The following is a 23276-nucleotide window of genomic DNA, read 5'->3' as shown; positions in this document are numbered from 1 at the left end:
AGTACAACTCCCGGTGTAGTGCAGCATATCGAAGTAAGCCTGTAATGCGGAATCTCAGAAATTAACCTATATTTGGATGCTCTACCTTTATTCTGAGAAATCATCATAAAAAAACGACTCAATGAAAACATATAAAAAATACTTCAGGATAACTGCCCAACCTGCTGATGTTTATAATGCACTTACCAATAAAGTGATGATTGAAATCTGGACTGGGGAAGATGCAGTGATGGAACCAATTGCCGGCACTGAATTCTCGATGTGGGAGGAAAGTATCTGTGGTATTAACCTGGAATTCGAACAGGATAAGAAAATTGTTCAGGAATGGTTCTTTGGCGAAGAAGACGATGATAAAAAATCGATTGTAACCATTAAACTACATCCTGACAAAGGCGGCACCAGCATGGAAGTGCACCAAACCAATATTCCGGATGAAGCTTATCGTAACATTTCTGAAGGTTGGGAAGAAGACTATTTCAATGGGCTGAATGAGTTGTTTAAGCAATAAGGAAATAGTCATTAGTCATTGGAAAAAAGTCATTGAAAACCAGCTTTCCGAATGACTAATGACTTTTCCCATTTCCCTATTTGTTTGAAAGCCCTTCGTTCCCGGTATCAGCAATGTATTTCCAGTGTCCGTTCGTATCTTTTTTCCAGACCGTCATGTAAGTGCCGTGCGAAGTATCAGTTTTGGTGACAAATGTCCAGAAGCCATAGGTATAACCCAATTCGCCACTTTTTGCGATTATCGCTTTAGCAGGAATCCAACTTAGCACAACTCCGCTATCACTTTTACCTTCGTAACTCTTTATCAGGTTTAATTTCCCGACGATGGGCATCCGTTTGGGTTTCAGCAAAACCACACTATCGTCGGCAAATTCGATGAATGCCTTTTGAATGCCATGTTTGACTGAATAATTGGAAAAGGCGATATCAGCATCCATCAAAACTTTGGGATCGGCTACTGGTTTTGTTTCAGTACACGAAAACAAAACCCCAATAGTAAAAATAAACAAGAATACTTTTTTCATAGCTAGACTTTTAGGTAGTATTTCAGGTCTGTTCGACTGAGCTCACGCCGAAGTCTGAAGCGAAACGCAAAGGATAACATCGCGTTGAATATGACAGTGACTGAGCCTATCGAAGCCGGAACTATTTCGAACCCATCGAAATTAATAAAATACCAATCAGAATACCAACCAGATACAGCGCTTTTCGAGGAATATTTTTTTCCTTGAAAACAAGCGCTCCCACTGCAAACGAAATAACCACGCCCCCGCGACGTAATGCAGAAACAATGGAAATCATCGATTCCGGATGACTCAAAGAATTAAAATACAGGTAATCGGCCAAAACTAAAAAAACGCCAATCAACGGAATAGACCAACGCCAGTGAAACGGAGTTCGCTCTCCTTTGGGCAAGCGCCACCGATTGACTGCCAAAACCGGCAATAATATAACAACCTGATAAAACGAAAACCATGCCTGAACAGCCATCCGGTCGATACGTCGCATCAGAAACTTATCGTACAAACCACTCACCGCTCCAAGGAATGTTCCTGCCATGATGAGAAACACCCATTTGTTGGCCGAAAAATTAATGCCTTCTAATTTCCCGGCAGTGGACAATAAATAGAAAAAAAACAAAGTAATGCACACTCCAGCCCATTGCTGAAAGTTGAGGTGTTCACTGAAAATCACAATGGCGCCTATTAAAGTCCAGATTGGACCGGTTGCCCGAATTGGTGCGACGATGGTGATCGGAAGATTTTTGACCGCATAAAATGCAAGAATCCAGCTCGAAACCACCAACATCGATTTCAGGAAGATAAATCCGTGCTGCCCCAACGTAATTTCAGGAACAAAAAGCTGAATGCCTTTGAAAAATTCAGGATAAAAACCCGAGCCAACCGTGATTGGCAAAAAAATTAAGGCACTGGTTAATGTGGAGATAAAAAGTACCGGAATGACTGCATTTTTATGAACCGAAAGCTTCTTAAAAACTTCGTAAATCCCTAATAGAATGGCCGACGACAAGGCTAAAATTACCCACATATTTTTTTGTTAGAGACGCACAATCGTGCGTCTGTACATTTATTCCAGAGGCAAAACTAGAAAGACTTGAACACCAACAGATCGATTGATCGCCGGCAGAAGTATTTGTTTATTGAAACTTAATGTTCTCTGATGGTTTCACGATACAACTTCTGCTTTCTTTTTTTTTCGCACCACTAAAATTGCTCCCGACAATGCAAGTAACGCCCCCAAAATTGAAAGTACCGAAAAATGTTCGGGTGCTATCCAGGTAATCTGAAGCCAGGTTAGAATACCCATGATAACAAATGTGATGATCGGATTCATGATCAGCAAAACGCTGACCTTTCCCGCTTCCATGTATTTCAGGGCAAGCGTCAGGCAGACATAGGAAATTAGGGTGTTCATCCCCAGAAAAATTAAAAGAAGCCAATAACCCAGACTTAAATGAGCCAGACTCGAGAAATTGGCAAACGGCAAGTACAGCAGAACTGGCAATCCGAAAATGAATAAATTCAGGGTGGTCACCGGATGTTGATGTATTAGCTTTTTCTGCATAGCTGCATAAACTGCCCAGGTGAGAGCCGCAGAAACGGTCAGAAGCGTCCCTTTGGTGTATTCGCTTTTATCCGCGGGTAATGCAGTTAAATGCTGTTGGTAAAAAATCCAGAATCCGATAAGGGCCAACAAAAATCCGAACCCCTGCATCCATGAAAGTTTTTCTTTGAAAAAAACAACTCCAAAAATGGCCAGAACAACCTGCCCCGTTTGAACTGCAACCTGAGCATTTCCCGGTGTGGTGTATTGAACGCCCCACATAAAACCGATGTAATTCCAGGCCAGCATTAAGGTAGAAATAACCAGAATAAATGAAGGTTTGTATAGAATTTTTAAAGCTTTTGGATCGTTAAAAAGAGCCCAGATGGCCATTCCTGAAAAGGCCAGCGAAAACCTGAACCAAACAATGGTAGGCGAATCAATGACTCCGGAAGCAATTTTCAGCGCAATAGCCAAAACTCCCCACATCAATACTGTGATTAGTGTATATACAATTCCTTTTGTCTGATTGCTCATTTGAGAAGTTTTAAATCGTTACGAGTTGCGGGTTCCGAGATAAAAATCCGCAACACGAATCTCGCAACACGTAACATTTCCTTCGAATAAAAAAGGTGCCACCGAATTGAACAGCAACACCTTTTGAAAGTTTTATCTGTAAAATACTACCTCAACTGTGCACCCAATTCGCGTTCGTAAGTCGAGACAAATTTCTGCATAATTTTCTCAATCTGTTTGTCGTTCAGCGTCATTTCATCGTTGCGCAAAATGTAGCTGAGCGCATACGATTTTTTGCCTTCCGGAACGCCTTTGCCTTCGTAAACATCAAATAAATCAACTGATTGCAGCAATTTACGTTCAGAACGGAAAGCCAAATCGCGAAGTTGATTGAATTGAACTGTTTTATCCAGCAATAAAGCCAAATCGCGGCGAACTTCAGGATATTTAGGTAATTCGGCAAATACGACTTTGTTATTTTTAAGCTCAACAAATACGGTATCCATACTGAAATCGGCAAAATAAACCGGGTTTTCAATACCGAAAGTCTTCAGCGTTTTTCCTGAAACCACACCAAATTCAACCAATTTTTTACCGTTAATGAAATACTGCACGCCTTCGCTGATTAACTCGTTCGAAAAACCTTCAGACTTCAGATTCAGGACAGAAAAGCCCAGACGTTTCAAAATATTTTCGGCATACGATTTCAGGAGAAAGAACGAAGTTTTGTTGGCTGGTATTGACCAGTTGGCAGCTTCTTTATCGCCAGAAATAAATACACCTAAATGTTCTTCTTCACGATAATTCCGAATCGGATTTTCTTTCAGGCTGCTGCCGTTAAAGAAATAACAGTTTCCGAATTCGTACAAGCGCAAGTCTGGATTTTTACGATTCGCATTGTGGGCAATCGACTCCAAACCACCATAAAGCAAAGTCTGGCGCATACTTCCCAAATCGTTACTTAAAGGGTTAAACAGCTTAACGGTACTTTCAATAGGAAGCGCCGAATTATTTTCGTAATAGGAAGTTTTGGTAAGCGAATTCGACCAGATTTCGTTGAAGCCTTGTGCTGTCAGCATTTCAGCGATTAAATTCCGGAGTTTGGTTGGATTTGGCTTCACCGAATATTGCAGCGATGCGTTAACCTGAGTTGGCAGTTCAATGTTGTTGTACCCATAAATGCGCAAAATATCTTCAATCACATCGCATTCGCGGGTAACGTCAACACGATATGGCGGAACCAGAAGCGAAAGACCGGTTTCGGTTTCATTTTCGATACGTATTTCGAGAGCTCCCAAAATTTGCTTAATCGTTCCCTTTCCCAAATCAGCACCAATCAACCTTTTGACATTCGCATATGACAAATCCACTTTAAAACCCTCAACCGGATTCGGGTAAACATCAACAATTTCAGAAGAAATTTCGCCGCCAGCCACTTCTTTAATCAACAAGGCTGCACGTTTCAGCGCATAAATAGTTCCGTTCGGATCAGTTCCACGCTCAAAGCGGAACGAAGCATCAGTACTCAATGTATGGCGACGAGCTGTTTTACGGATATAAACCGAATCGAACCAGGCACTTTCAATAAAAATACTTGTTGTCGTATCTTTTACTCCTGAATGGAGACCACCAAAAACACCAGCAATGCACATGGCAGCCGATTCATTACAAATCATCAGATCATCAGGATGCATTTCGCGTTCAACGCCATCGAGTGTAACGAATTTAGAGCCAGCTTCGGCAGTGCGAACCATCACTTTACCACCCTTAATTTCCGCTGCATCAAACGCATGAAGCGGCTGACCAGTTTCGAAAAGAACAAAGTTGGTAACGTCTACAATATTGTTGATTGGCTTTAAACCAATGAGTTTCAATTTATTTTTCAACCATTCAGGAGATTCTTTTACAGTCACTTTTGAAACTGTAACTCCGGAATAACGCGGACAAGCAGCAGAGTTGAGAACCTCAACCGGGATCGAGAGAGAATGATTATCGACTTTAAAAGCTTCAACTGAAGGGCGGTTATAGCTAATCGGATGTTTTTGGTTGATGTAGGCAGCCAAATCGCGGGCAACACCAATGTGAGAAGCCGCATCAATCCGGTTCGCTGTAAGGTCAACTTCAAGCACAAAATCCGACTCGATTTTAAAGTATTCGCTGGCTGGAGTTCCGGGAACCGCCGATGGGTCGAGCACCATAATTCCGTCGTGACTTGCTCCCAGTCCAATTTCATCTTCGGCGCAGATCATGCCCTCAGAAACTTCACCCCTGATTTTTGATTTCTTGATTTTAAATTCTGCGTCGCCATCGTACAAAGTTGTACCAACCACGGCAACTACCACTTTTTGTCCGGCAGCCACATTAGGCGCACCACACACAATAGGTAAAACTTCGCCATTACCTACATTTACAGTAGTTTTGCTCAAATGATCCGAATCAGGGTGCTGTTCACAGGTCAGAACTTCACCAATCACTAGGCCGCGTAAACCACCTTTAATGGTTTCAACTTCTTCCATGCTTCCAACTTCAAGCCCAATCTGCGTAAGGAAAGCAGAAACTTCATCGGCAGTATAATCGAGGTTGATGTATTCTTTTAACCAGCGGTAAGATATGTTCATGATAAATGTCTTTTATGTCTGAAATTCAATGATCGGCAAAAGTAAATAAAATTTCAGGGGAAGGGAAGAAAATTGAGCCGTAAATAACGACAAATTAAAACCGATGAAACACCATCACGCCGGTAGTTTGTGTTTGTAATGGCTCCGTTTCCTGAAATAAGTCATGTTTATTACTTTTTCACGACATTTATCAGTATTGAAGCAACTGTAAATTTCTATATTTCAACCCAAATAAAAATCAAACCCATTCAGAATGAAAAAGATCGGAATTTCTATAGGCATATTTTCACTATGTCTATATTCTTGCTTCAATGTCAATGCCCAAACGAGAGATATGAGTAACCCATTTTTTAGCGAATACAAAACACCATTTCAGGTTCCGCCTTTCAACGAAATTAAGTTGGAGCATTTTAAACCGGCAATGGAATCTGGTATTACAGAGCAAATTGCTGAAATAAAAACGATTACCGAAAACAAAGAAGCACCGAATTTTGAAAACACCATTCTGGCATTCGACAATTCAGGTGAATTACTGACTAAATCACGCATATTTTCAAACCTGAATTCGGCCAACACGAACGACCAGATGCAGGCCCTGGCGCGCGAAATCACTCCGATGATGTCGGCTCACCGCGACAACATCATGCTCAATATGGATCTTTTCAAGCGTGTGAAAGCCGTTTATGAAAAACGAAATTCGATGAACCTGAATCATGATCAGGTGCGTCTGGTTGAAAAAATCTATAAAGATTTTGAACGCGGTGGAGCAAATCTTCCGGAAGGAAAACAGGCCCAATTGCGCGAACTGAACAAGCAACTTTCGATGCAGACGCTCAAATTTGGTGAGAATACCTTGGCTGAAACCAACAAAAATTTCAAATTGGTGATCGATAATAAGGACGACCTAAAAGGTTTGCCTGCTGATGTGATTGCAGCCGCTGCCGAACTGGCAAAAAAAGCGGGTCAGGAAGGAAAATGGATTTTCACACTTCAGAAACCGAGCATGTTGCCATTTCTTCAGTATGCCGAAAACCGCAGCCTGCGCGAAAAGTTGTATAAAGGCTACCTGAACCGCGGAAACTATGATAATGCTTTTGACAACAAACAGGTTATTGCAAACATCATAAAATTACGCGATGAACGTGCCAAACTTCTGGGATTTCCGAATTATGCGGCCTATGTGGTTGATGAAAATATGGCCAAAACGCCAGAGAATGTTGACAATTTCCTGATGAAACTCTGGGTTCCTGCACTCGAACGGGCAAAAACGGAACGCGACGATATGCAAGCCATGATTAATCAGGAAGGTGGCAAGTTCAAACTCGAATCGTGGGACTGGTGGTATTATGCCGAAAAGGTCCGCAAAGCCAAATACGATCTGGATGGAGCCCAGTTGAAACCCTATTTCAAGCTTGAAAATGTGATCGACGGAATGTTTTATGTAGCCAACAAACTTTATGGTGTGAAATTTATCAAACGAACCGATATTCCGGTTTATAACGATGAAGTGATGGCTTACGAAGTTCAGGAAGCTGATGGCCAGCATATCGGTATTTTTTACATGGATTTTCATCCGAGACCCGGAAAAAATAATGGAGCATGGTGCACAACTTATCGCTCTCAATCCTACAAAGACGGACAAAAAATCACTCCGGTCGTTTCTATCGTTTGTAACTTTACCCGTCCATCAGGCGACGTTCCTGCCCTTCTGAGTTTCGAAGAGGTAACCACATTGTTTCACGAATCGGGCCACGCTTTCCACTCGCTGTTTACCGATGGTCCCTACAAACGCACAGCTCGCGATGTTCCGCGCGATTTCGTTGAACTTCCTTCACAAATTATGGAGAACTGGGCTTCGGAGCCTGAAGTATTGCGCATTTATGCCAAACACTATAAAACTGGTCAGGTAATTCCTGAAGAATTGATTTCAAAATTAACAAAGAGTGCACAATTCAATCAGGGATTTGAAACGGTTGAATTATTAGCTGCCTCGTTGCTCGACATGGATTACCACACCAATGCGTTTAACGGCGACGTTGCAGCCTTCGAAAAAGCGGCGATGGACAAAATTGGTTTAATTCCTGAAATTGCACCGCGCTATCGCAGCACCTACTTTTCGCATATTTTCTCCGGAGGCTATTCGGCCGGATACTACGTTTACACCTGGGCCGCTGTATTGGATGCCGATGCTTTTGATGCCTTTAAACAAAGCGGAAATTTATTTAATCCGGAACTGGCAGCCAAATTCCGGACGCTGTTAACCAAATCGGGATCAGATGAAGGAATGACGATTTACAAAAACTTCCGTGGACAGGAACCATCGATTGAACCATTGCTGAAACGTCGCGGACTAAATTAAAATTCACACTATTAAAAAGAAATAAAAACATGAAGAAAATCGGTTTATCGCTTATTGCACTTGCATTGATTTTAAATGCCTGCAACACAGCCAAAGAAGTAAAAAAAGACATGAACAATCCATTCTTTAAAGAGTACACAACTCCGTTTCAGGTTCCGCCATTCAACGAAATCAAGCTGGAACATTACATGCCAGCCGTTGATGCCGGAATTGCGGATCAGATCGCTGAAATAAAAGCAATTACCGACAACAAAGAAGAAGCTACTTTTAATAATACGATTTTAGCTTTTGATTTGTCGGGTGATTTGCTGAACAATGTTGGGAATGTATTTTTTAACCTGAACTCGGCCAATACCAACGACGAAATGCAGGCTCTGGCGCGCGAAATCACTCCAAAACTTTCGGCGCACCGCGACAACATCATGCTGAATAAAGACCTCTTCAAACGTGTAAAAGCGGTTTACGAAAAACGCAATGATTTAAATCTTGATGCCGAGCAAATTCGGGTTGTTGAAAAATATTATCAGGACTTTGAACGCAGCGGCGCAAATTTACCTGAAGATAAACAGGCCGAACTCCGCAAGCTAAACGACGAACTTTCGATGGCCGAACTTAAATTCGGTGAAAATGCATTAGCCGAGACCAATAAAAACTTCAAGTTGGTAATCGACAATGAAGCCGATCTGAAAGGTTTGCCCGCCGATGTTGTTTCTGCTGCTGCCGATCTGGCTAAAGCAGACAGTCTCGATGGTAAATGGGTCTTTACCCTACAAAAACCAAGCATGCTTCCATTCCTCCAGTTTGCCGAAAACCGGGCTCTTCGCGAAAAATTGTATAAAGGTTACCTCATGCGGGGCAATAACGGGAATGCCAACGACAACAAAGAAGTTCTTGGCAAACTGGTAAAATTACGCGAACAGAAAGCAAAACTACTTGGTTTTAATAACTGGGCAGCTTATGTTGTTGATGTTAATATGGCTAAAACGCCTGAAAAGGTAAACGAACTTCTGATGAAGCTCTGGACTCCGGCACTTGAACGTGCAAAAAAAGAACGTGATGATATGCAAGCCATGATTGACAAAGAAGGCGGAAAATTTAAACTGGACATGTGGGACTGGTGGTTTTATGCCGAAAAAGTTCGCAAAGCCAAATACGATCTGGATGAAGCTCAGTTGAAGCCTTATTTCAAGCTCGAAAATGTGATCGACGGCATGATTTACACCGCCAACAAACTTTACGGAATCAAATTCATAAAAAGAACTGACTTGCCGATTTACGATCCTGAAGTTATGACTTACGAAGTTCAGGAAGCCGATGGCAGGCACATTGGTATTTTCTATATGGATTTTCATCCACGCGCTGGAAAAAGCAATGGAGCCTGGTGTACTTCTTTCCGCAGCCAATCGTACAAAGACGGCAAAATGATTACTCCTGTGGTTTCCATCGTTTGCAACTTCACCCGCCCTTCCGGAGATGTTCCGGCCTTATTGAGTTTTGAAGAAGTAACCACCTTGTTCCACGAATCAGGACATGCGCTTCATGCCTTATTTACAGACGGGCCATACCGTCGCACTGCCGGAAGTGTTCCGAACGACTTTGTTGAACTTCCTTCGCAAATCATGGAAAACTGGGCATCAGAGCCTGAAGTGCTTAGCGTGTACGCCAAACACTATAAAACCGGAGAAGTGATTCCGCAACAATTGATTAGCAAACTCGAAAAAAGCGCGCAATTTAATCAGGGATTTGAAACCGTTGAATTACTGGCTGCTTCGTTACTCGATATGGACTGGCACACGATTCCGTTCAACGGAGATGTTGAAGCCTTTGAAAAAGCTGCAATGGATAAAATCGGCTTGATTAAAGAAATTGCTCCCCGCTACCGTAGTACCTACTTCTCGCACATCTTCTCCGGAGGTTATTCAGCCGGTTACTATGTGTACACCTGGGCTGCCGTGCTCGATGCCGATGCTTTCGATGCATTCAAACAAAGCGGTAATATTTTTAATCCTGAAATTGCGGCCAGATTCCGCACCTTGTTAACCAAATCAGGATCGGACGAAGGAATGACTATTTACAAAAACTTCCGTGGTCAGGAGCCTTCGATAGAACCGCTTTTGAAACGCAAAGGTTTGAAATAAACACACCAGATATTCTCTCAGGGAAAAGACCCGTTTCGTACTTGCGAAGCGGGTCTTTTTATTTCAGTTCTGTTTTTTATCATTTCAACCTCACAATTCATCATTTCAAAACACTTTCTACACAAATGACTTCTGGTTATTTGTACCTTTGAGAATTATGAGTACAACTATGCCGAAGAAATACATCTGGATATCATTGCTTCTGTCGTTTGCAATAAGCCTGACAATCCATTTCTCATTGATTGCCCAAACTTTATTCGATGATGGTGTGGGTCGTCATGGCGAAATATTAACGCTGTCGCATGCCAGCTTTGATTTTTTATCAACCTTCATCCTTGCATTTCTTATTTTTCTTCTGAACTATCCGTTATATAAACCATTCGATGCCCATTACAAGTTAAACTTTAAAAAGATTGCCACATCGATTGTCCTTACATTTCTACTCGCTTTCATTTTTGCTCAATTATTTATTATCACAAAACATTCAGTTGAATCTCAGGTCTACATTCATAGACGTGGTGAAGATCTACTCTTTAGAAATTTCTTTTGTTCATCAATTGTATTAATTAGCATCTTAATTCTGAGACTGATCTTTCAAAAGCAGACCATTGAAGTTGAAAACGAAAAGTTGAGAAATGAAAGTCTAAAAAGCCAATTTGAATCACTTAAAAATCAAGTCAGTCCGCATTTTCTTTTCAATTCACTAACCGCGTTAAAAATACTTGTGGAAGATTCGCCATCATTGGCCAAGCAATACATCAGTCACCTTTCGCAGGTTTTGCGCTATACTTTACAAAGCAACCGTAAACAACTCGTCGCCTTAAGCGAAGAATTAGAATTTACCGAATCATATATTTTTCTTTTGAAAATGAGGTACGACACTAATCTAACCATAGAAACAAAAATTGACGATCAACTTAAAGACTTCGAACTTCCACCGTTAACAATACAGACTCTCGTTGAAAATGCGGTAAAACACAATGAAATAAGCAAAGAATACCCGTTCCAAATTAAAATACAATCAACAGAAAATGGCTTTCTCGTGGTCAGCAATAAAATTCAGGAGAAACTAACACAGGAAGAAGGTAACGGAATAGGATTGACCAACCTGTCGAAACTTTTTCGGCTATTAGGAAACTATGACATTCAGATATTTAAGATTGATCAGGAGTTTAAAGTAGAAGTACCCTTAATCAAACCGTAAAAAGATGAAAGCTCTTTTGATTGAAGACGAAATGCTAGCAGCACGACATCTGGTAAGCGTGCTGAACGAAGTCGGTAACATTGAAGTAATCGACATATTAGATAGTATCAAATCTTCGGTCGCATGGTTTGAAAATCATCCCCTACCCGATCTGGTTTTTATGGATATACACATTGCTGACGGGTCGGCTTTTAAGATTTTTGATCATGTAAATATCACCTGTCCCATCATTTTCACAACTGCTTATGACGAATATGCGATCAAAGCCTTCAAGGTAAACAGCATCGACTATTTACTTAAACCAATAACAAAAGAATCTGTTGAAAAAGCCATAGTCAAACTAAAAACACTTTCAGCAACTAATAATATCAAGTCAGATATCCAACAGCTTATCGACTCCCTGAAACAAGAGAAATCATACAAAACACATTTTCTGGTATCAGTAAAAGGCGATAAAATGATTCCTCTTTTAGCCTGCGATATTGCCTACATCTACATCGATTCGGGAATTGTAATCGCTAAAGCTTTTGATGGCAAATCATGCAACCTCGATTTTACACTCGATGAATTGGCTGGAAAACTCAATCCAAATGACTTTTTTAGAGCAAACAGGCAATTCATCATCTCAAAAAATTCAATTCAAGAAGTTGATTTCTGGTTCAACAACCGACTATCAATCAACCTAAAAGTTGCCATTCCTGAAAAAATTCTCATCAGCCGGACACGGGTAACCGAATTCAGAGAATGGTTCGACGGAAAGTAACCCAATTACCGATTACATTTTAACTCTATTTAAGAGCATTTCACTCCTGAAAATCTTCGCTTCATTTAGAATTCCGAACTAGAGCAGTACTTACTGTTTATGTTTGTATTACAGGAAAACTAAAAAATCAATTATTAAATGCGAAGAACATGAAAACACTATTAAAATCACTCAAACTAAAGTACCTGATCAATGTACTTTTGATCATCAGTTTTGGTATCACAGCCCAAACAGGATTATTTGACGGAGGAGGAGAACATGAAGGTAGAAGGGGCCATTCCCGGGAAGAGAGTTCATTCATTGAATACAGCAGTCGATCCATGAACGAGGCTGACGTAATTGACCTCATCAGCGGTGAAGGAACTAGTTCAGAACCAGTCAATGGAAAAGATAGCACGCATGTTTATCTGGGTTTATCACTTCTTGCATTGATGTTGTTACATACCATACAACACTGGAGTTGGTTTAAAAAACTCTTTTCAACCGACCATCTGTTAAAAAACAAACTGCTTTCGATTACAGTCGTATTTTTTATCGCAATGGCTGTTTCCGGGATAATGCTATGGACACAAGTTGTGCCGCGTGATATCATCAATTTCAAAGAGATCCACGAAATCACAAGCCAGATATTACTTGGGTTAATACTGATCCACATTGTTCAGCGATTTAAATGGTACATCACTATAGCCCAATACTTCATCACAAAGAAAGCTGCAACTGCATAATTTATTCCTTGGAATTTATACAAATGAAACGAGCCATGAGTAACACATCCTCCACACGAGGATGACTAATTGGCGAGTTCCAGATGGCAATTAAGAAGCAAATTATAGACATATGAAAAGAAGCAAAATACTTATCCCAATTATTTTTCTCTTGATCTTGACTGGATTCATGGCTAAAGCACAACCCATCCCTGCAGAATTGATGTTGGGAGATAAGTATGGAACTTTAAAGATGATTGTCAGTAAAAATTTCAGTCAAACATCAAAGTTTGGTATTTTCCACATCAATATTCTCCAGTTCGACTATCTCCATAACAGCGAGAATGATTTAATGCTACAAGATTTGGTATTTTTCGAGCCCATTAAAAATTTCAGGATAACTGGTGGTGGTCTTTATACCGGCAAAACTGGTTTTTTGCCCACTGCCGGGATGCAATACAAATTGAATAAGAAAAGCTTGTTCCTATTACTATCACCAAGGATCAACTTTAGAGATAGTAGAAATGAAGGCGATATATTTTCGATTTTACAACTGACCCCAAAGATCAATGAAAAGTTAAACTTTGTTGCTGGTATCCAAAGTCTATTTCTATTTAATGGCGATGGAAACATTAAAAACATGCAGGATCTTCGTCTGGGTCTTGGATTTAGGAATACTCAAGTCGGAATTGCGGCAGGGTTGGAACAGGTTGGCCCAAATTACAAGAGCTTCACTAATTTCGGGATATTTATCGAACAAAGTATTTTTTAACCCACCAAATAGCTTATAAACAACTCATTATAAACCACAAAAGAACATTACTTTGACTAATCCTATTGAAAAACACAAAGGGAAAACATAATAATTTAAATAAAAGTATTACTCCGCAAAATCTACAGAATACTGGATTTGAAAGAATTAATAAGAGCGAGGGTAACCTTTTCAGTTTTAAGTGAATAAATAACAAAAGACAAATTTGTCTTTTGTTATTTATGAGGTATGATTGGTTTCACTTAAAACACAATTCTTATGGCTGATTTTACTCAAGCATTTCAGTTGATGATAGCTCACGAAGGAGGCTATGGCAACGATCCGGATGATCCGGGAGGCGAAACCTATAAAGGTGTAGCCCGCAAGATTTTCAGCAAATGGGACGGATGGACAAAAGTCGATATTTTGAAACGGCAGACTGGTTTTCCGGCCAACCTCGACAAAGATCCCGAACTTCAGCAAAACATATCCGACTTCTATCGGGTCACTTTCTGGGATAAAATAAACGGTGATCAAATTGCTAATCAGGAAATCGCCAATTCGATCTTTGATTTTGGCGTCAATGCTGGTGTTGGAACAAGTGCTTCGTTGGCGCAGATGGTGGTTGGCGCCAAATCTGACGGGGTGATCGGACCAAATTCAATCTCAGCAATCAACAACTTTGATCCCGAACATTTTTTGGCATCCTTTACAGTTGCTAAAATTGCCCGCTATGTAAATATCGTAAAGAAAAGACCGACCAGCCGGAAATACTTCTATGGCTGGGTAATCAGAGCTTTAGGCGAAAACGCCTAATTTATTTACAATTAGACGATTTGCGCTTTTGTTCCCTCAATCGTAAATCGTAAATATCGAAATAGTAAATCAAACAATCATGGGATTTCTACAAAACCTATTTTCAGGAGGAGCCGGTACGCTTGTCGATTCGGTGGGCAAAGTGCTCGATAATGTGATTACAACCAAGGAAGAAAAAATGTCGCTCGATAATGAAATAAGAAAGTCGGAGATGCAGTTTCAATTGGATATGCAAAAACTTTCGAACGAAGAGCAGCAAATGATCCTTGGAGACCTCAACAGTGCCCGTCAGCGCGAGGTTCAGGTGCAGACCAGCGAATATGCCACCCAACTTGCAAAAAATGTCGCACCTTACTTGGCACTAGGAACCACTGTTATAACATTGGGACTCTTTTTTGTACTCGTCTTTTCCAAACAGGAATTGCCAGCAGAAAAAAAAGATGTTATACTTTATATTCTGGGCGTTTTAAGTGCCACCCTAACTCAAATATACAGTTACTACTTTGGATCATCGGCAGGCAGTGCGGCCAAAGCGCATACTCTTGCCAATCAATTTAAAAAAGAGACGACCTAAAATTAATAGCCCGTTTCTGCGATCAGAGACGGGCTACAATTCAATTTCGATAATTCTAATTGATTATATCGGAATCGGAAGTCTATAACTTCATCAAATCCTCAATTTCATCCGGGGTAACTGGTATCCGATCTCCAATGATTTCGCTTCCGTTTTCAGTAACCAAAATATCGTCTTCAAGTCGAATTCCGCCAAAATCCAGATAACCAGAAAGTCGATCGAAGTTGATAAAATCAGTATTTATTTTCTCGGCCTTCCATTTTTCGATCAATGCCGGAATAAAGTAGATTCCCGGTTCATTGGTTATAACAAATCCAGATTGAAGTTTCCGTCCCATGCGTACATAAGCAGTCCCAAACTGATCAACTGGCCGGGTTTCGTCGTCATATCCCACATAAATCTGTCCCAAATCTTCCATATCATGAACGTCTAAACCAAGCATATGCCCCAATCCATGAGGCATAAATAAAGCATGTGCCCCATTCCTGACGGCTTCCTTAACATCGCCTTTCATCAGGCCTAAATCTTTCAGGCCTGAAGCAATAACTTCGGCAGCCGCCAAATGAACTGATAAATAAGTTGTACCAGGCTTGGTTAATTCGCGACCTCTGTTGTTTGCAGCCAAAACAATCTCGTAAATTTCACGCTGCTTTTGGGTAAATTTTCCACTAACCGGAACGGTTCTCGTAAAATCAGATGCATAATGTGATCCGATTTCAGCACCGGCATCAACCAGCAATAACCGTCCATCCTTCAACATTTGCGAATGATCGTGGTTGTGAAGTGTTTCACCGTTCTGCGATAAAATAACCGGAAACGAAACCATTCCTCCTCCTGAATTGGCTATTCCTTCGATAGTTCCGGCAATGGTTTGTTCCTGAACCCCAGCTTTAGCCATTTTCATGGCAGTAACATGCATTTGGTAACCAACCGCACAGGCTTTCCGAATCTCAGTTATTTCCTGTTCCTCTTTCACCGACCGCAAAGAGACTATCGCTTTTATCAATTCAAGCGAAGAATACGAAGCTAATTTTGACGGAGAAATTCCAAAAAGATCGCTGAGCAAAAGTTTATTTTCGGCACGATATGGCGGCAGAAAATGTATTTTCCGGCCCGACCGGATAGCCTTATCAATAATCATCTGAAGATTTTTGTAGGAATCTGTTTTGGTAATTCCTACTCTGGCGGCTTTCTCCTTTAATGAAACCTGAGGTCCCATCCATATAATATCTTCAATACTTACATCGTCTCCAAAAATAATTTCGTCACCCGAATCAGCATCGATAATACCTGCCAATCGCTGAAAATCAAGCCCAAAAAAGTATAAAAATGAACTATCTTGCCTAAAATAATAAGTATTATCAGTATAATTCATCGGAACATCAACATTCCCAAGAAGAACAATTAAGCCTTCTGATATATTGTGTTTTAAATATCGGCGACGAGTAATATATGTATCTGAACTAAACATGCATTAAAATTTTAAAATTAGTTACGGAAGGTAGAAAAAATACCTTTGATAAGAAACGATTTAGTTCATACTAATGTTTTATACCATATAATTTAACATGAAATCAGATCCGAAAAATTCCAACCGCAAATGAAATATTTCGTAACTTATAATAACCAAAAATCTCTGCGCCATGAACAATACTTTGATGGTTTACCTAAGCAAGAGGCTGCACCAAAATGATCCGAAATATGTGGAACATAGCAGCCAACCCGGGCCAGTAATCTGCATTTCAAGAGAAGTTGGCTGCGGGGGCGTAAATATTGCCAAACAACTGGCCAATGAACTTGACAAACAATGTGTTTGCAAGAAATGGAAAGTATTAAGCAAAGAAATTCTTCAGGAAAGCGCCCGTGGTTTAGACATGGATCCGAATAAATTACGGAACTATTTAAAAGAGGGGGATCGAGGTCTGATTGATGATGTTTTATCAGCCTTCAGTGAGAAAAGATTTAAAAGCGACCGAAAAATCAGCAAAACCCTTATTGATTTGGAACTTAGCTTCGCTAACGATGGATTCTGCATAATTGTTGGACGAGCTGGTCATATTATTACCAAGGACATTGAAAAATCGCTACTTGTCAAATTGACCGCACCACTCGATTGGCGAATCAAACAAATCATGGAAAAGAATAGACTAAACCTCAGAGAAGCGGTTGATTTTATTGAAAAAACAGAGAAAGAACGTGAGAATTTCAGGAAACACATTGCTGGCGATCACACGCCTACTGAAGAATTTGATCTGACAATTAACTTAGCCCGAATGAGAATTGAAAATGTAATTTCGCTAATTTGCCAAGCCTCGAAGATCAAAGGACTGCTCGAAACTAACAAAAGCAAGGTCGAAGTTTTCTGAGTTCAACGTTCCATGTTCAAAGTTTAAAGTCCCCTTAAAGAAATTGAACCTTAAACTTTGAACCTTAAACGCTAAAACTATTTGAGCCATTTGTCGAGCCACTGTTTAAAAACCCGCTGCCACAGAATTCCATTTTGTGGTTGTAAAACCCAATGATTTTCATCCGGGAAGATTAACATTTGAGCCGGAACTCCGCGCAAAACTGCAGCATTAAAGGCTGCCATACCTTGAGACGCGAGAATGCGGTAGTCTTTTTCACCGTGAATAACCAAAATTGGAGCATCCCACTTATCAACAAACAAATGAGGAGAATTGGCATATGACCGCTGTGCTACTGCATTTGCTTTATCCCAATACGGTCCGCCCAAATCCCAATTTACAAACCACATTTCTTCGGTTTCCAGATATTGCTGTTCCAAATTAAACATCCCATCATGCGCAATGAAAGCTATAAACCTTTTTTCGTGATGACCTGCCAGCCAGTAAACAGAGAATCCGCCATAACTTGCACCAACACAACCCAATTTATCCTTGTCAACAAACGGTTCTTTTGCCACCGCATCAATCGCCGAGAGGTAATCTTTCATATTCTGACCACCATAATCACCGCTGATCTGCTCCAGCCATTCTTTTCCAAAGCCCGGTAATCCGCGACGGTTTGGAGCAACAACAATATATCCGTTGGCTGCCATCTGCTGAAAATTCCAGCGATACGACCAAAACTGGCTAACCGTTGATTGCGGACCGCCCTCGCAAAACAAAATAGTTGGATATTTCTTGTTTGGATCAAAATGAGGTGGATAAATCACCCAGGTAAGCATTTGTTTATCGTCGGTAGTTTTTATCCAGCGCTCTTCCACTTTTGATAAAGTCAGTTGATCTAAAATGGGTTTATTCTGAAATGAGAGTTCAGTTTCAACACCAGTTTTTGAATCGATGGCATAAATTTCATCGGGTTTGCTCATCGAGTGTTTCATGCCGATAAGCTTATCTTTTGCTTCAGCAACAAAAGCATAATCCTGAATTCCTTTTGTAATCTGAGCAATCTTTTTACTGGCAAGATCCAAACGGTAAACCTGAGTTAATGCTTGCCAGCAGCTAATAAAATAGATTGATTTACTGTTTGCGCTCCAGGCAAGATTCGTTGAGTTCTGATCAAACTCTGCGGAATAGTCAATTTTCTCGCCAGTTTGCAGATTCATCACAAACAAGCGTATTTTGTCAGCTTCGTATCCATCGCGCTCCATACTTTCCCAGGCTATCCACTTTCCATCAGGCGAGAAAACCGGATTCTGATCATAACCCATCATTCCCTGAGTTTTATTTTCCGTCTTCTTCGTTTCAACATTGTAGAAATAAATATCTGAATTGGTAGAAAGTGCATATTCTTTACCAGTCTTTTTCCGGCAAGTATAAGCTATCGTTTTGCTGTCGGGACTCCAATCCAATTGTTCAACGCCGCCAAATGGCTTCATCGGGCTTTCGTAAGGTTCGCCCTCAAGCAAATCAACAGCATTAGCAATTTTCCCGTTTTCATAATCAGCGACAAAAGGATGAGGAACTGTTTGCACCCATTCGTCCCAATGTTTATACATCAAATCATTCTCAAGATATGCATTGGCTTTGGGTAAATCGGGAAACAAATCATGAACATCCTTCTTCATTTTTACATCGGCAGTAAACATGATTTTGGTTCCATCAGGAGAATATTTAAATCCTGAAATTCCACCCTTTATTTCTGAAACCTGAACTGGTTCTGAGCCATCTAAGTTCATCTCCCAAAGCTGCATTTCACCGGATTTTGAAGATAGAAAACCAATCTTTTTGCCGTCAGGTCTCCATACTGCTGAAGATTCTTTTTCCGGAGTTGAAGTGATTTGTACAGGAACACCGCCATTAACTGAAACGGTGTATAAATCGCGATACGATTTGTTTTCTTCGATGTTGTAGTTGGTTACCGAATACAAAACAGTTGTTCCATCGGGCGAAACAGCCGGGTCGCCAATGCGGCCAAAACTCCACAACACTTCGGGTGTCATCACATCTGAAGCCAGTTTCTTAACTTCAGGATTCGAATTCATTGTCATTTCTTTTGTCGTTTTCGGATTTGTAAATGAAAACAAAGTAGCCGCTATGGCCAATAAACAAACAGACTTTATCATACTGGCTAATTTAAATATTCTCTTATTATATCTGATTTAAAGGTTGTGAATGTAAGGATTGTAGGGCAATAAAAAAATGAAAAGCATCTGCTTTTAACAACAGATGCTTTTACAAAATAACCGAATTGATTGAAACCGTTTCTAGTATTTGTATTCTCCTGTGTATTCAAAGTCCTTTCCGTCGAATCCCTTGGCAACAACCTTGAAAGATGTACTGCTTTTACCTGCAACCTTTAAAGCGCTTAAATCGAATGACACATAGGCCGAAAGTGGCAATCCATCGGTATCGTCATTGTTATTGTGCCTTAACTCAAGGATTACAGGACCACTTTCAGTATTTATTGCACCAGGTTGTTTCACTAGATTTATGAAATGAGTCTTGTTGCCACCCCAGTATTTCAATTCAAAATTCAGCATATTATTTTTTACCCATTTATCTTTAACAAGAATGGGATCATTACCAATGCTATCTTCTTTCGCAGGCGTAATGTCGAAAATGCCCTTGTACAATATCTTTCGTAATGAATTGATTTGCACATAATAGTATTCATTGTGATCCGGATTATTCTTATTACCTAAAATAGTAAAGTTGACCAAGACTCGTTCATTATTAAAGACATCCTTATCAAAAACGGAATTGGTTGCAGGGTAAAGCACTTCGCCGTCATCCATCGCAATCGTATATGATTCAGATGAAGCATCTTTATTCACCAATCCAAATCCAACCCAGGCATCGCTTACGGAATTTAAGCATTCATCATCATCCATATCGCAGCCTGACATCAGGCCGAATAAGGAACCAACCAATAATAAAACAAATAACTTTTTCATTTTAATTCTATATTTAAAAATTGTTTTCAATTGCATATACCCAATGAAAGCTCCATTTGATGAACTAACACCGCAATACGCAGGCTTTCCAGTAATAATTGTTCAAACTATAGATACAGATAACCGTTCTTTGGTTGCGTCAGGCTTTGCTTTTTTAATAAAATTTCGAACTGCTTAGTAATATTATTTCTGGCACAGCTATTGATATATCATATCTATATACATACATATTTAATTCATCTTTTTATGCATGAATTTATATGAGCGGTTATACAACAAAACATAAACAGATAAATACCAATAAGTTATGAAACATCTATTTTTAACTGTAGCCGTGGTCGCCATTGTGTTTTCGGCCTGCGGAAATAAAAAACAGGAAATCAATAAAAACACTGGGATTACAAACTCTTCAATAAAAACAACAGAAACAAATAGTTCTGAAAAGTTGACAAAAGCCCTGTTTGTTGAGAAAGTTTGGGATTTTACCAAGTCGCCAAACGACTGGAAATACCTGGGAAATAAACCGGCAATTATTGATTTTTATGCCGATTGGTGCGGACCATGCAAAATTGCAAGCCCGATACTTGATGAAGTTGGTGAAGAATATGCGGGTAAAATTCTGGTCTATAAAATCAATACCGATCAGGAACGTGAATTGGCGCAGGTATTTGGCATCACCGGAATTCCGGCATTTCTTTATATTCCAGCCAACGGGAAACCGGTCATGATGTCAGGAATTGGCAGATCGAAAGAAGAAACCAAGAAGATGTTCATCGAGAATATTGAAAAGTATCTTTTGGTGAAGAAGTAAAATGGAGACGGAAGTTGGAAGTCGCAGACTAAAGCACAAAAAAATAAAAACCCCGAAATTGCTTTCGGGGTTTTCTATTTAATCGAATTGAATGATCTGAATTATTTTGCTCTTTCCAGAGTAATGGTTTTGGTTGGCTGATCGCAAACTTCTGTTGGCCCCCAATACTGGATTGGTCCAGGGTAAACAAATGAAGTTTCAATAGCCCATTTCTCGCGATTTGCAGCCAAGAATTTGAATGGAGCGCTATCGAGTTCAACCAAAGCTTTCTGAATTACCGGTTTCATGTGTCCGTGGCGACGTTCCATATTCATCATCATAGTTACCGGAACTCCACCAGCAATCCATTCGGCAGCAGGAGCAGTCAGGTTACGAACTGATGACATATAGCCGGTTTTACCTTCAGCAATCAGGAATGACGCATTGTATCCCAATGAATAGCAATAATCAGCATCAAAGTTTGATGGAGCAGCACAACGTCCTTCGTAACCGAAAAAGTGATACTGTGTTCCGAATTTACCTTTGAACTCACCGACTTTTTTCATTTCTTTCAATTTGCTCTTCACCATTTCACCCAACAGCTTTTCGGTTTCGATAAGCGATACCTGCACATTTCCATGTGGGTCGCGATCAAGAGTTAACTGGTCAGCAATTCCTGAAGGAAGTGATGTATACACTTTTGCAGATTCAGCAGATAAAATTCCGGCAACAAATGCGCGACCTTCTGTTTTGCTTGTAAACGATTTAAATTTTTGTTCTGTTTCAGAACCTTCAGCCAATAAATCGTTTAATTCCGAAATCAGGATTTTCATTTCAGGAACAAATTCAACTAAACCTTCTGGAATTAACGCAACTCCAAAGTTTTCGCCATTGGCTGCACGTTTAGCAACGATTCCAGCCATATAATCAACGATTTCGCCCAAAGTTTGTTTTTTCAATTCAACTTCTTCCGAAATCAGTGTAATATTTGGCTGAGTTTGTAATGCACATTCCAAACCGATGTGCGAAGCAGAACGCCCCATCAGTTTAATAAAGTGCCAGTATTTTTTTGCTGATGTGGCATCGCGTTCAACGTTACCAATCAATTCAGAATAAACTTTTGTGGCAGTATCAAAACCAAATGAAGTTTCAATCATGTCGTTTTTCAAGTCACCATCAATTGTTTTTGGACAACCAATCACCTGAATTCCTGTATTTTGAGCAGCATAATATTCGGCCAAAACACAAGCATTGGTATTGCTATCGTCACCACCAATTATGATGAGTGCTTTGATGCCCAATTCTTTCATAATTTCGGTACCCTTGTCGTACTGTGCAGTTTCTTCGAGTTTGGTACGACCAGAACCAATGATATCAAAACCTCCGGTATTGCGGAACTCGTCGATAACAGTAGCAGTAAGCTCTACATAGCTATGATCGACTAAACCACCAGGACCGCCAAGGAATCCATAAAGTTTGCTTTCAGGATTGATGTTTTTGATACCATCGAAAATACCTGAAATCACATTGTGTCCGCCTGGAGCCTGACCTCCTGAAAGAATCACACCAACATTCACCGCCGGATATTGTTTTTTCTCGCCAGCCTCGAATGTAATCAAAGGCATGCCATAAGTATTTGGGAAAAGTTTCTTAATCTCATCCTGATCGGCAACCGATTGGGTATTTTTACCTTCAACGAGTTTTACTGATGACTGTAATGAATTAGGAAGCTTTGGCTGATATTTAGCCCTTTCTGATTGTAATGCGCTAATTGTCATAGGTTTTTATTTTTTGATAGGATTTACTTTTTAAACCGACGCGAAATTAATCTAAAACCATGGTTCCACAATCAGATTGAAAGCATATTCGGCTTATTTAAAGTAAATTTAAACAGATAGAGACCGTATTTATAAAATCATTCCGAATCATCTTCAGTTTCCTCCTTAACGGTCTTTTCAACAGTTCTCCGGGCATCACGAAGTGCTTTATTGATAATCCATTCTATTTGTCCGTTTGCACTGCGAAATTCCTGCGCTGCCCACTTTTCGATAGCATCATACACGTCAGGATCAATCCGAAGAACAAATGATTTTTTCTTAGCCATTTCCTTACC

The 23276-nt window shown here is 40.2% G+C and carries 20 protein-coding genes; 11 read left to right on the top strand and 9 right to left on the bottom strand.

Annotation, left to right across the window (positions count from 1 at the left end; translation table 11 throughout):
- Positions 1 to 121 precede the first annotated feature (121 nt).
- A complete protein-coding gene (locus AQPE_RS17095; protein WP_318347711.1) occupies positions 122 to 508 on the top strand; it encodes an SRPBCC domain-containing protein in 387 nt (128 codons plus the stop codon).
- 76 nt (positions 509 to 584) lie between these two features.
- On the opposite strand, the gene AQPE_RS17090 is transcribed toward AQPE_RS17095, so the two are convergent.
- From AQPE_RS17090 to pheT, 4 genes are all read right to left on the bottom strand, one after another.
- Positions 585 to 1031 (bottom strand): YybH family protein, encoded by a 447-nt coding sequence (locus tag AQPE_RS17090; RefSeq protein ID WP_318347710.1) that lies wholly within the window; start codon positions 1029 to 1031, stop codon positions 585 to 587.
- A gap of 121 nt (positions 1032 to 1152) precedes the next feature.
- Positions 1153 to 2055 (bottom strand): DMT family transporter, encoded by a 903-nt coding sequence (locus AQPE_RS17085; RefSeq protein ID WP_318347709.1) that lies wholly within the window; start codon positions 2053 to 2055, stop codon positions 1153 to 1155.
- 138 nt (positions 2056 to 2193) lie between these two features.
- Positions 2194 to 3108 (bottom strand): DMT family transporter, encoded by a 915-nt coding sequence (locus AQPE_RS17080; RefSeq protein WP_318347708.1) that lies wholly within the window; start codon positions 3106 to 3108, stop codon positions 2194 to 2196.
- 146 nt (positions 3109 to 3254) lie between these two features.
- Entirely contained in the window at positions 3255 to 5705 is a 2451-nt protein-coding gene (gene pheT, locus AQPE_RS17075) for a phenylalanine--tRNA ligase subunit beta (protein ID WP_318347707.1), read from the bottom strand.
- Positions 5706 to 6039: 334 nt separating this feature from the next.
- Here pheT and AQPE_RS17070 point away from each other — a divergent pair, with 334 nt between their 5' ends.
- The 8 genes from AQPE_RS17070 (at position 6040) to AQPE_RS17035 (ending at position 15014) form a co-directional block, all read left to right on the top strand.
- Entirely contained in the window at positions 6040 to 8064 is a 2025-nt protein-coding gene (locus AQPE_RS17070) for a M3 family metallopeptidase (protein WP_318347706.1), read from the top strand.
- Between the two features lie 29 nt (positions 8065 to 8093).
- Positions 8094 to 10202, top strand: a complete 2109-nt coding sequence (locus AQPE_RS17065) for a M3 family metallopeptidase (RefSeq protein WP_318347705.1) — start codon at positions 8094 to 8096, stop codon at positions 10200 to 10202.
- Positions 10203 to 10359: 157 nt separating this feature from the next.
- Positions 10360 to 11406: a sensor histidine kinase gene (locus tag AQPE_RS17060; RefSeq protein WP_318347704.1), complete on the top strand. Its 1047-nt coding sequence runs from the start codon at positions 10360 to 10362 to the stop codon at positions 11404 to 11406.
- Between the two features lie 4 nt (positions 11407 to 11410).
- On the top strand, positions 11411 to 12169 hold the full coding sequence (locus tag AQPE_RS17055) for a LytR/AlgR family response regulator transcription factor (protein WP_318347703.1): 759 nt from the start codon (positions 11411 to 11413) through the stop codon (positions 12167 to 12169).
- A gap of 149 nt (positions 12170 to 12318) precedes the next feature.
- Positions 12319 to 12894 (top strand): DUF4405 domain-containing protein, encoded by a 576-nt coding sequence (locus AQPE_RS17050; protein ID WP_318347702.1) that lies wholly within the window; start codon positions 12319 to 12321, stop codon positions 12892 to 12894.
- Positions 12895 to 13006: 112 nt separating this feature from the next.
- Positions 13007 to 13645: a hypothetical protein gene (locus AQPE_RS17045; protein ID WP_318347701.1), complete on the top strand. Its 639-nt coding sequence runs from the start codon at positions 13007 to 13009 to the stop codon at positions 13643 to 13645.
- 258 nt (positions 13646 to 13903) lie between these two features.
- Complete coding sequence (locus AQPE_RS17040) at positions 13904 to 14440, top strand: glycoside hydrolase family 108 protein (RefSeq protein ID WP_318347700.1); 537 nt, start codon at positions 13904 to 13906, stop codon at positions 14438 to 14440.
- 79 nt (positions 14441 to 14519) lie between these two features.
- Positions 14520 to 15014: a hypothetical protein gene (locus AQPE_RS17035; protein WP_318347699.1), complete on the top strand. Its 495-nt coding sequence runs from the start codon at positions 14520 to 14522 to the stop codon at positions 15012 to 15014.
- 82 nt (positions 15015 to 15096) lie between these two features.
- Here AQPE_RS17035 and AQPE_RS17030 read toward each other — a convergent pair whose 3' ends face one another.
- Complete coding sequence (locus tag AQPE_RS17030; protein ID WP_318347698.1) at positions 15097 to 16485, bottom strand: aminopeptidase P family protein; 1389 nt, start codon at positions 16483 to 16485, stop codon at positions 15097 to 15099.
- 172 nt (positions 16486 to 16657) lie between these two features.
- Here AQPE_RS17030 and AQPE_RS17025 point away from each other — a divergent pair, with 172 nt between their 5' ends.
- Entirely contained in the window at positions 16658 to 17380 is a 723-nt protein-coding gene (locus AQPE_RS17025; RefSeq protein WP_318347697.1) for a cytidylate kinase-like family protein, read from the top strand.
- A gap of 77 nt (positions 17381 to 17457) precedes the next feature.
- Here the strand turns inward: AQPE_RS17025 and AQPE_RS17020 are convergent, their stop codons facing one another.
- Both AQPE_RS17020 and AQPE_RS17015 read right to left on the bottom strand, forming a co-directional pair.
- Positions 17458 to 19542, bottom strand: coding sequence for a S9 family peptidase (locus AQPE_RS17020; protein WP_318347696.1), 2085 nt, complete (start codon positions 19540 to 19542; stop codon positions 17458 to 17460).
- Positions 19543 to 19683: 141 nt separating this feature from the next.
- The gene (locus tag AQPE_RS17015; RefSeq protein WP_318347695.1) at positions 19684 to 20373 is read right to left on the bottom strand and encodes a NigD1/NigD2 family lipoprotein; all 690 of its coding nucleotides are present in this window, start codon (positions 20371 to 20373) and stop codon (positions 19684 to 19686) included.
- A gap of 307 nt (positions 20374 to 20680) precedes the next feature.
- On the opposite strand from AQPE_RS17015, the gene AQPE_RS17010 reads away from it, so the two are divergent.
- The gene (locus AQPE_RS17010) at positions 20681 to 21184 is read left to right on the top strand and encodes a thioredoxin family protein (protein WP_318347694.1); all 504 of its coding nucleotides are present in this window, start codon (positions 20681 to 20683) and stop codon (positions 21182 to 21184) included.
- A gap of 101 nt (positions 21185 to 21285) precedes the next feature.
- Here the strand turns inward: AQPE_RS17010 and AQPE_RS17005 are convergent, their stop codons facing one another.
- Positions 21286 to 22941, bottom strand: coding sequence for a diphosphate--fructose-6-phosphate 1-phosphotransferase (locus tag AQPE_RS17005; protein ID WP_318347693.1), 1656 nt, complete (start codon positions 22939 to 22941; stop codon positions 21286 to 21288).
- A 137-nt stretch (positions 22942 to 23078) separates the two neighbouring features.
- A complete protein-coding gene (locus AQPE_RS17000; protein ID WP_318347692.1) occupies positions 23079 to 23267 on the bottom strand; it encodes a DNA-binding protein in 189 nt (62 codons plus the stop codon).
- Positions 23268 to 23276: the final 9 nt, after the last annotated feature.

It is taken from the genome of Aquipluma nitroreducens (genome assembly GCF_009689585.1).
Classification (GTDB): domain Bacteria; phylum Bacteroidota; class Bacteroidia; order Bacteroidales; family Prolixibacteraceae; genus Aquipluma; species Aquipluma nitroreducens.
Note: the sequence above shows the minus strand (reverse complement) of the source record. Positions and strands in the feature narration are given on the sequence as shown.

Excerpts from the sequence above, each read along its gene's own strand:
- AQPE_RS17095 (WP_318347711.1), top strand. The coding sequence starts at position 122 with ATGAAAACATATAAAAAATACTTCAGGATAACTGCCCAACCTGCTGAT.
- AQPE_RS17090 (WP_318347710.1), bottom strand. The coding sequence starts at position 1,031 with ATGAAAAAAGTATTCTTGTTTATTTTTACTATTGGGGTTTTGTTTTCG.
- AQPE_RS17085 (WP_318347709.1), bottom strand. The coding sequence starts at position 2,055 with ATGTGGGTAATTTTAGCCTTGTCGTCGGCCATTCTATTAGGGATTTAC.
- AQPE_RS17080 (WP_318347708.1), bottom strand. The coding sequence starts at position 3,108 with ATGAGCAATCAGACAAAAGGAATTGTATATACACTAATCACAGTATTG.
- pheT (WP_318347707.1), bottom strand. The coding sequence starts at position 5,705 with ATGAACATATCTTACCGCTGGTTAAAAGAATACATCAACCTCGATTAT.
- AQPE_RS17070 (WP_318347706.1), top strand. The coding sequence starts at position 6,040 with ATGAGTAACCCATTTTTTAGCGAATACAAAACACCATTTCAGGTTCCG.
- AQPE_RS17065 (WP_318347705.1), top strand. The coding sequence starts at position 8,094 with ATGAAGAAAATCGGTTTATCGCTTATTGCACTTGCATTGATTTTAAAT.
- AQPE_RS17060 (WP_318347704.1), top strand. The coding sequence starts at position 10,360 with ATGAGTACAACTATGCCGAAGAAATACATCTGGATATCATTGCTTCTG.
- AQPE_RS17055 (WP_318347703.1), top strand. The coding sequence starts at position 11,411 with ATGAAAGCTCTTTTGATTGAAGACGAAATGCTAGCAGCACGACATCTG.
- AQPE_RS17050 (WP_318347702.1), top strand. The coding sequence starts at position 12,319 with ATGAAAACACTATTAAAATCACTCAAACTAAAGTACCTGATCAATGTA.
- AQPE_RS17045 (WP_318347701.1), top strand. The coding sequence starts at position 13,007 with ATGAAAAGAAGCAAAATACTTATCCCAATTATTTTTCTCTTGATCTTG.
- AQPE_RS17040 (WP_318347700.1), top strand. The coding sequence starts at position 13,904 with ATGGCTGATTTTACTCAAGCATTTCAGTTGATGATAGCTCACGAAGGA.
- AQPE_RS17035 (WP_318347699.1), top strand. The coding sequence starts at position 14,520 with ATGGGATTTCTACAAAACCTATTTTCAGGAGGAGCCGGTACGCTTGTC.
- AQPE_RS17030 (WP_318347698.1), bottom strand. The coding sequence starts at position 16,485 with ATGTTTAGTTCAGATACATATATTACTCGTCGCCGATATTTAAAACAC.
- AQPE_RS17025 (WP_318347697.1), top strand. The coding sequence starts at position 16,658 with ATGAACAATACTTTGATGGTTTACCTAAGCAAGAGGCTGCACCAAAAT.
- AQPE_RS17020 (WP_318347696.1), bottom strand. The coding sequence starts at position 19,542 with ATGATAAAGTCTGTTTGTTTATTGGCCATAGCGGCTACTTTGTTTTCA.
- AQPE_RS17015 (WP_318347695.1), bottom strand. The coding sequence starts at position 20,373 with ATGAAAAAGTTATTTGTTTTATTATTGGTTGGTTCCTTATTCGGCCTG.
- AQPE_RS17010 (WP_318347694.1), top strand. The coding sequence starts at position 20,681 with ATGAAACATCTATTTTTAACTGTAGCCGTGGTCGCCATTGTGTTTTCG.
- AQPE_RS17005 (WP_318347693.1), bottom strand. The coding sequence starts at position 22,941 with ATGACAATTAGCGCATTACAATCAGAAAGGGCTAAATATCAGCCAAAG.
- AQPE_RS17000 (WP_318347692.1), bottom strand. The coding sequence starts at position 23,267 with ATGGCTAAGAAAAAATCATTTGTTCTTCGGATTGATCCTGACGTGTAT.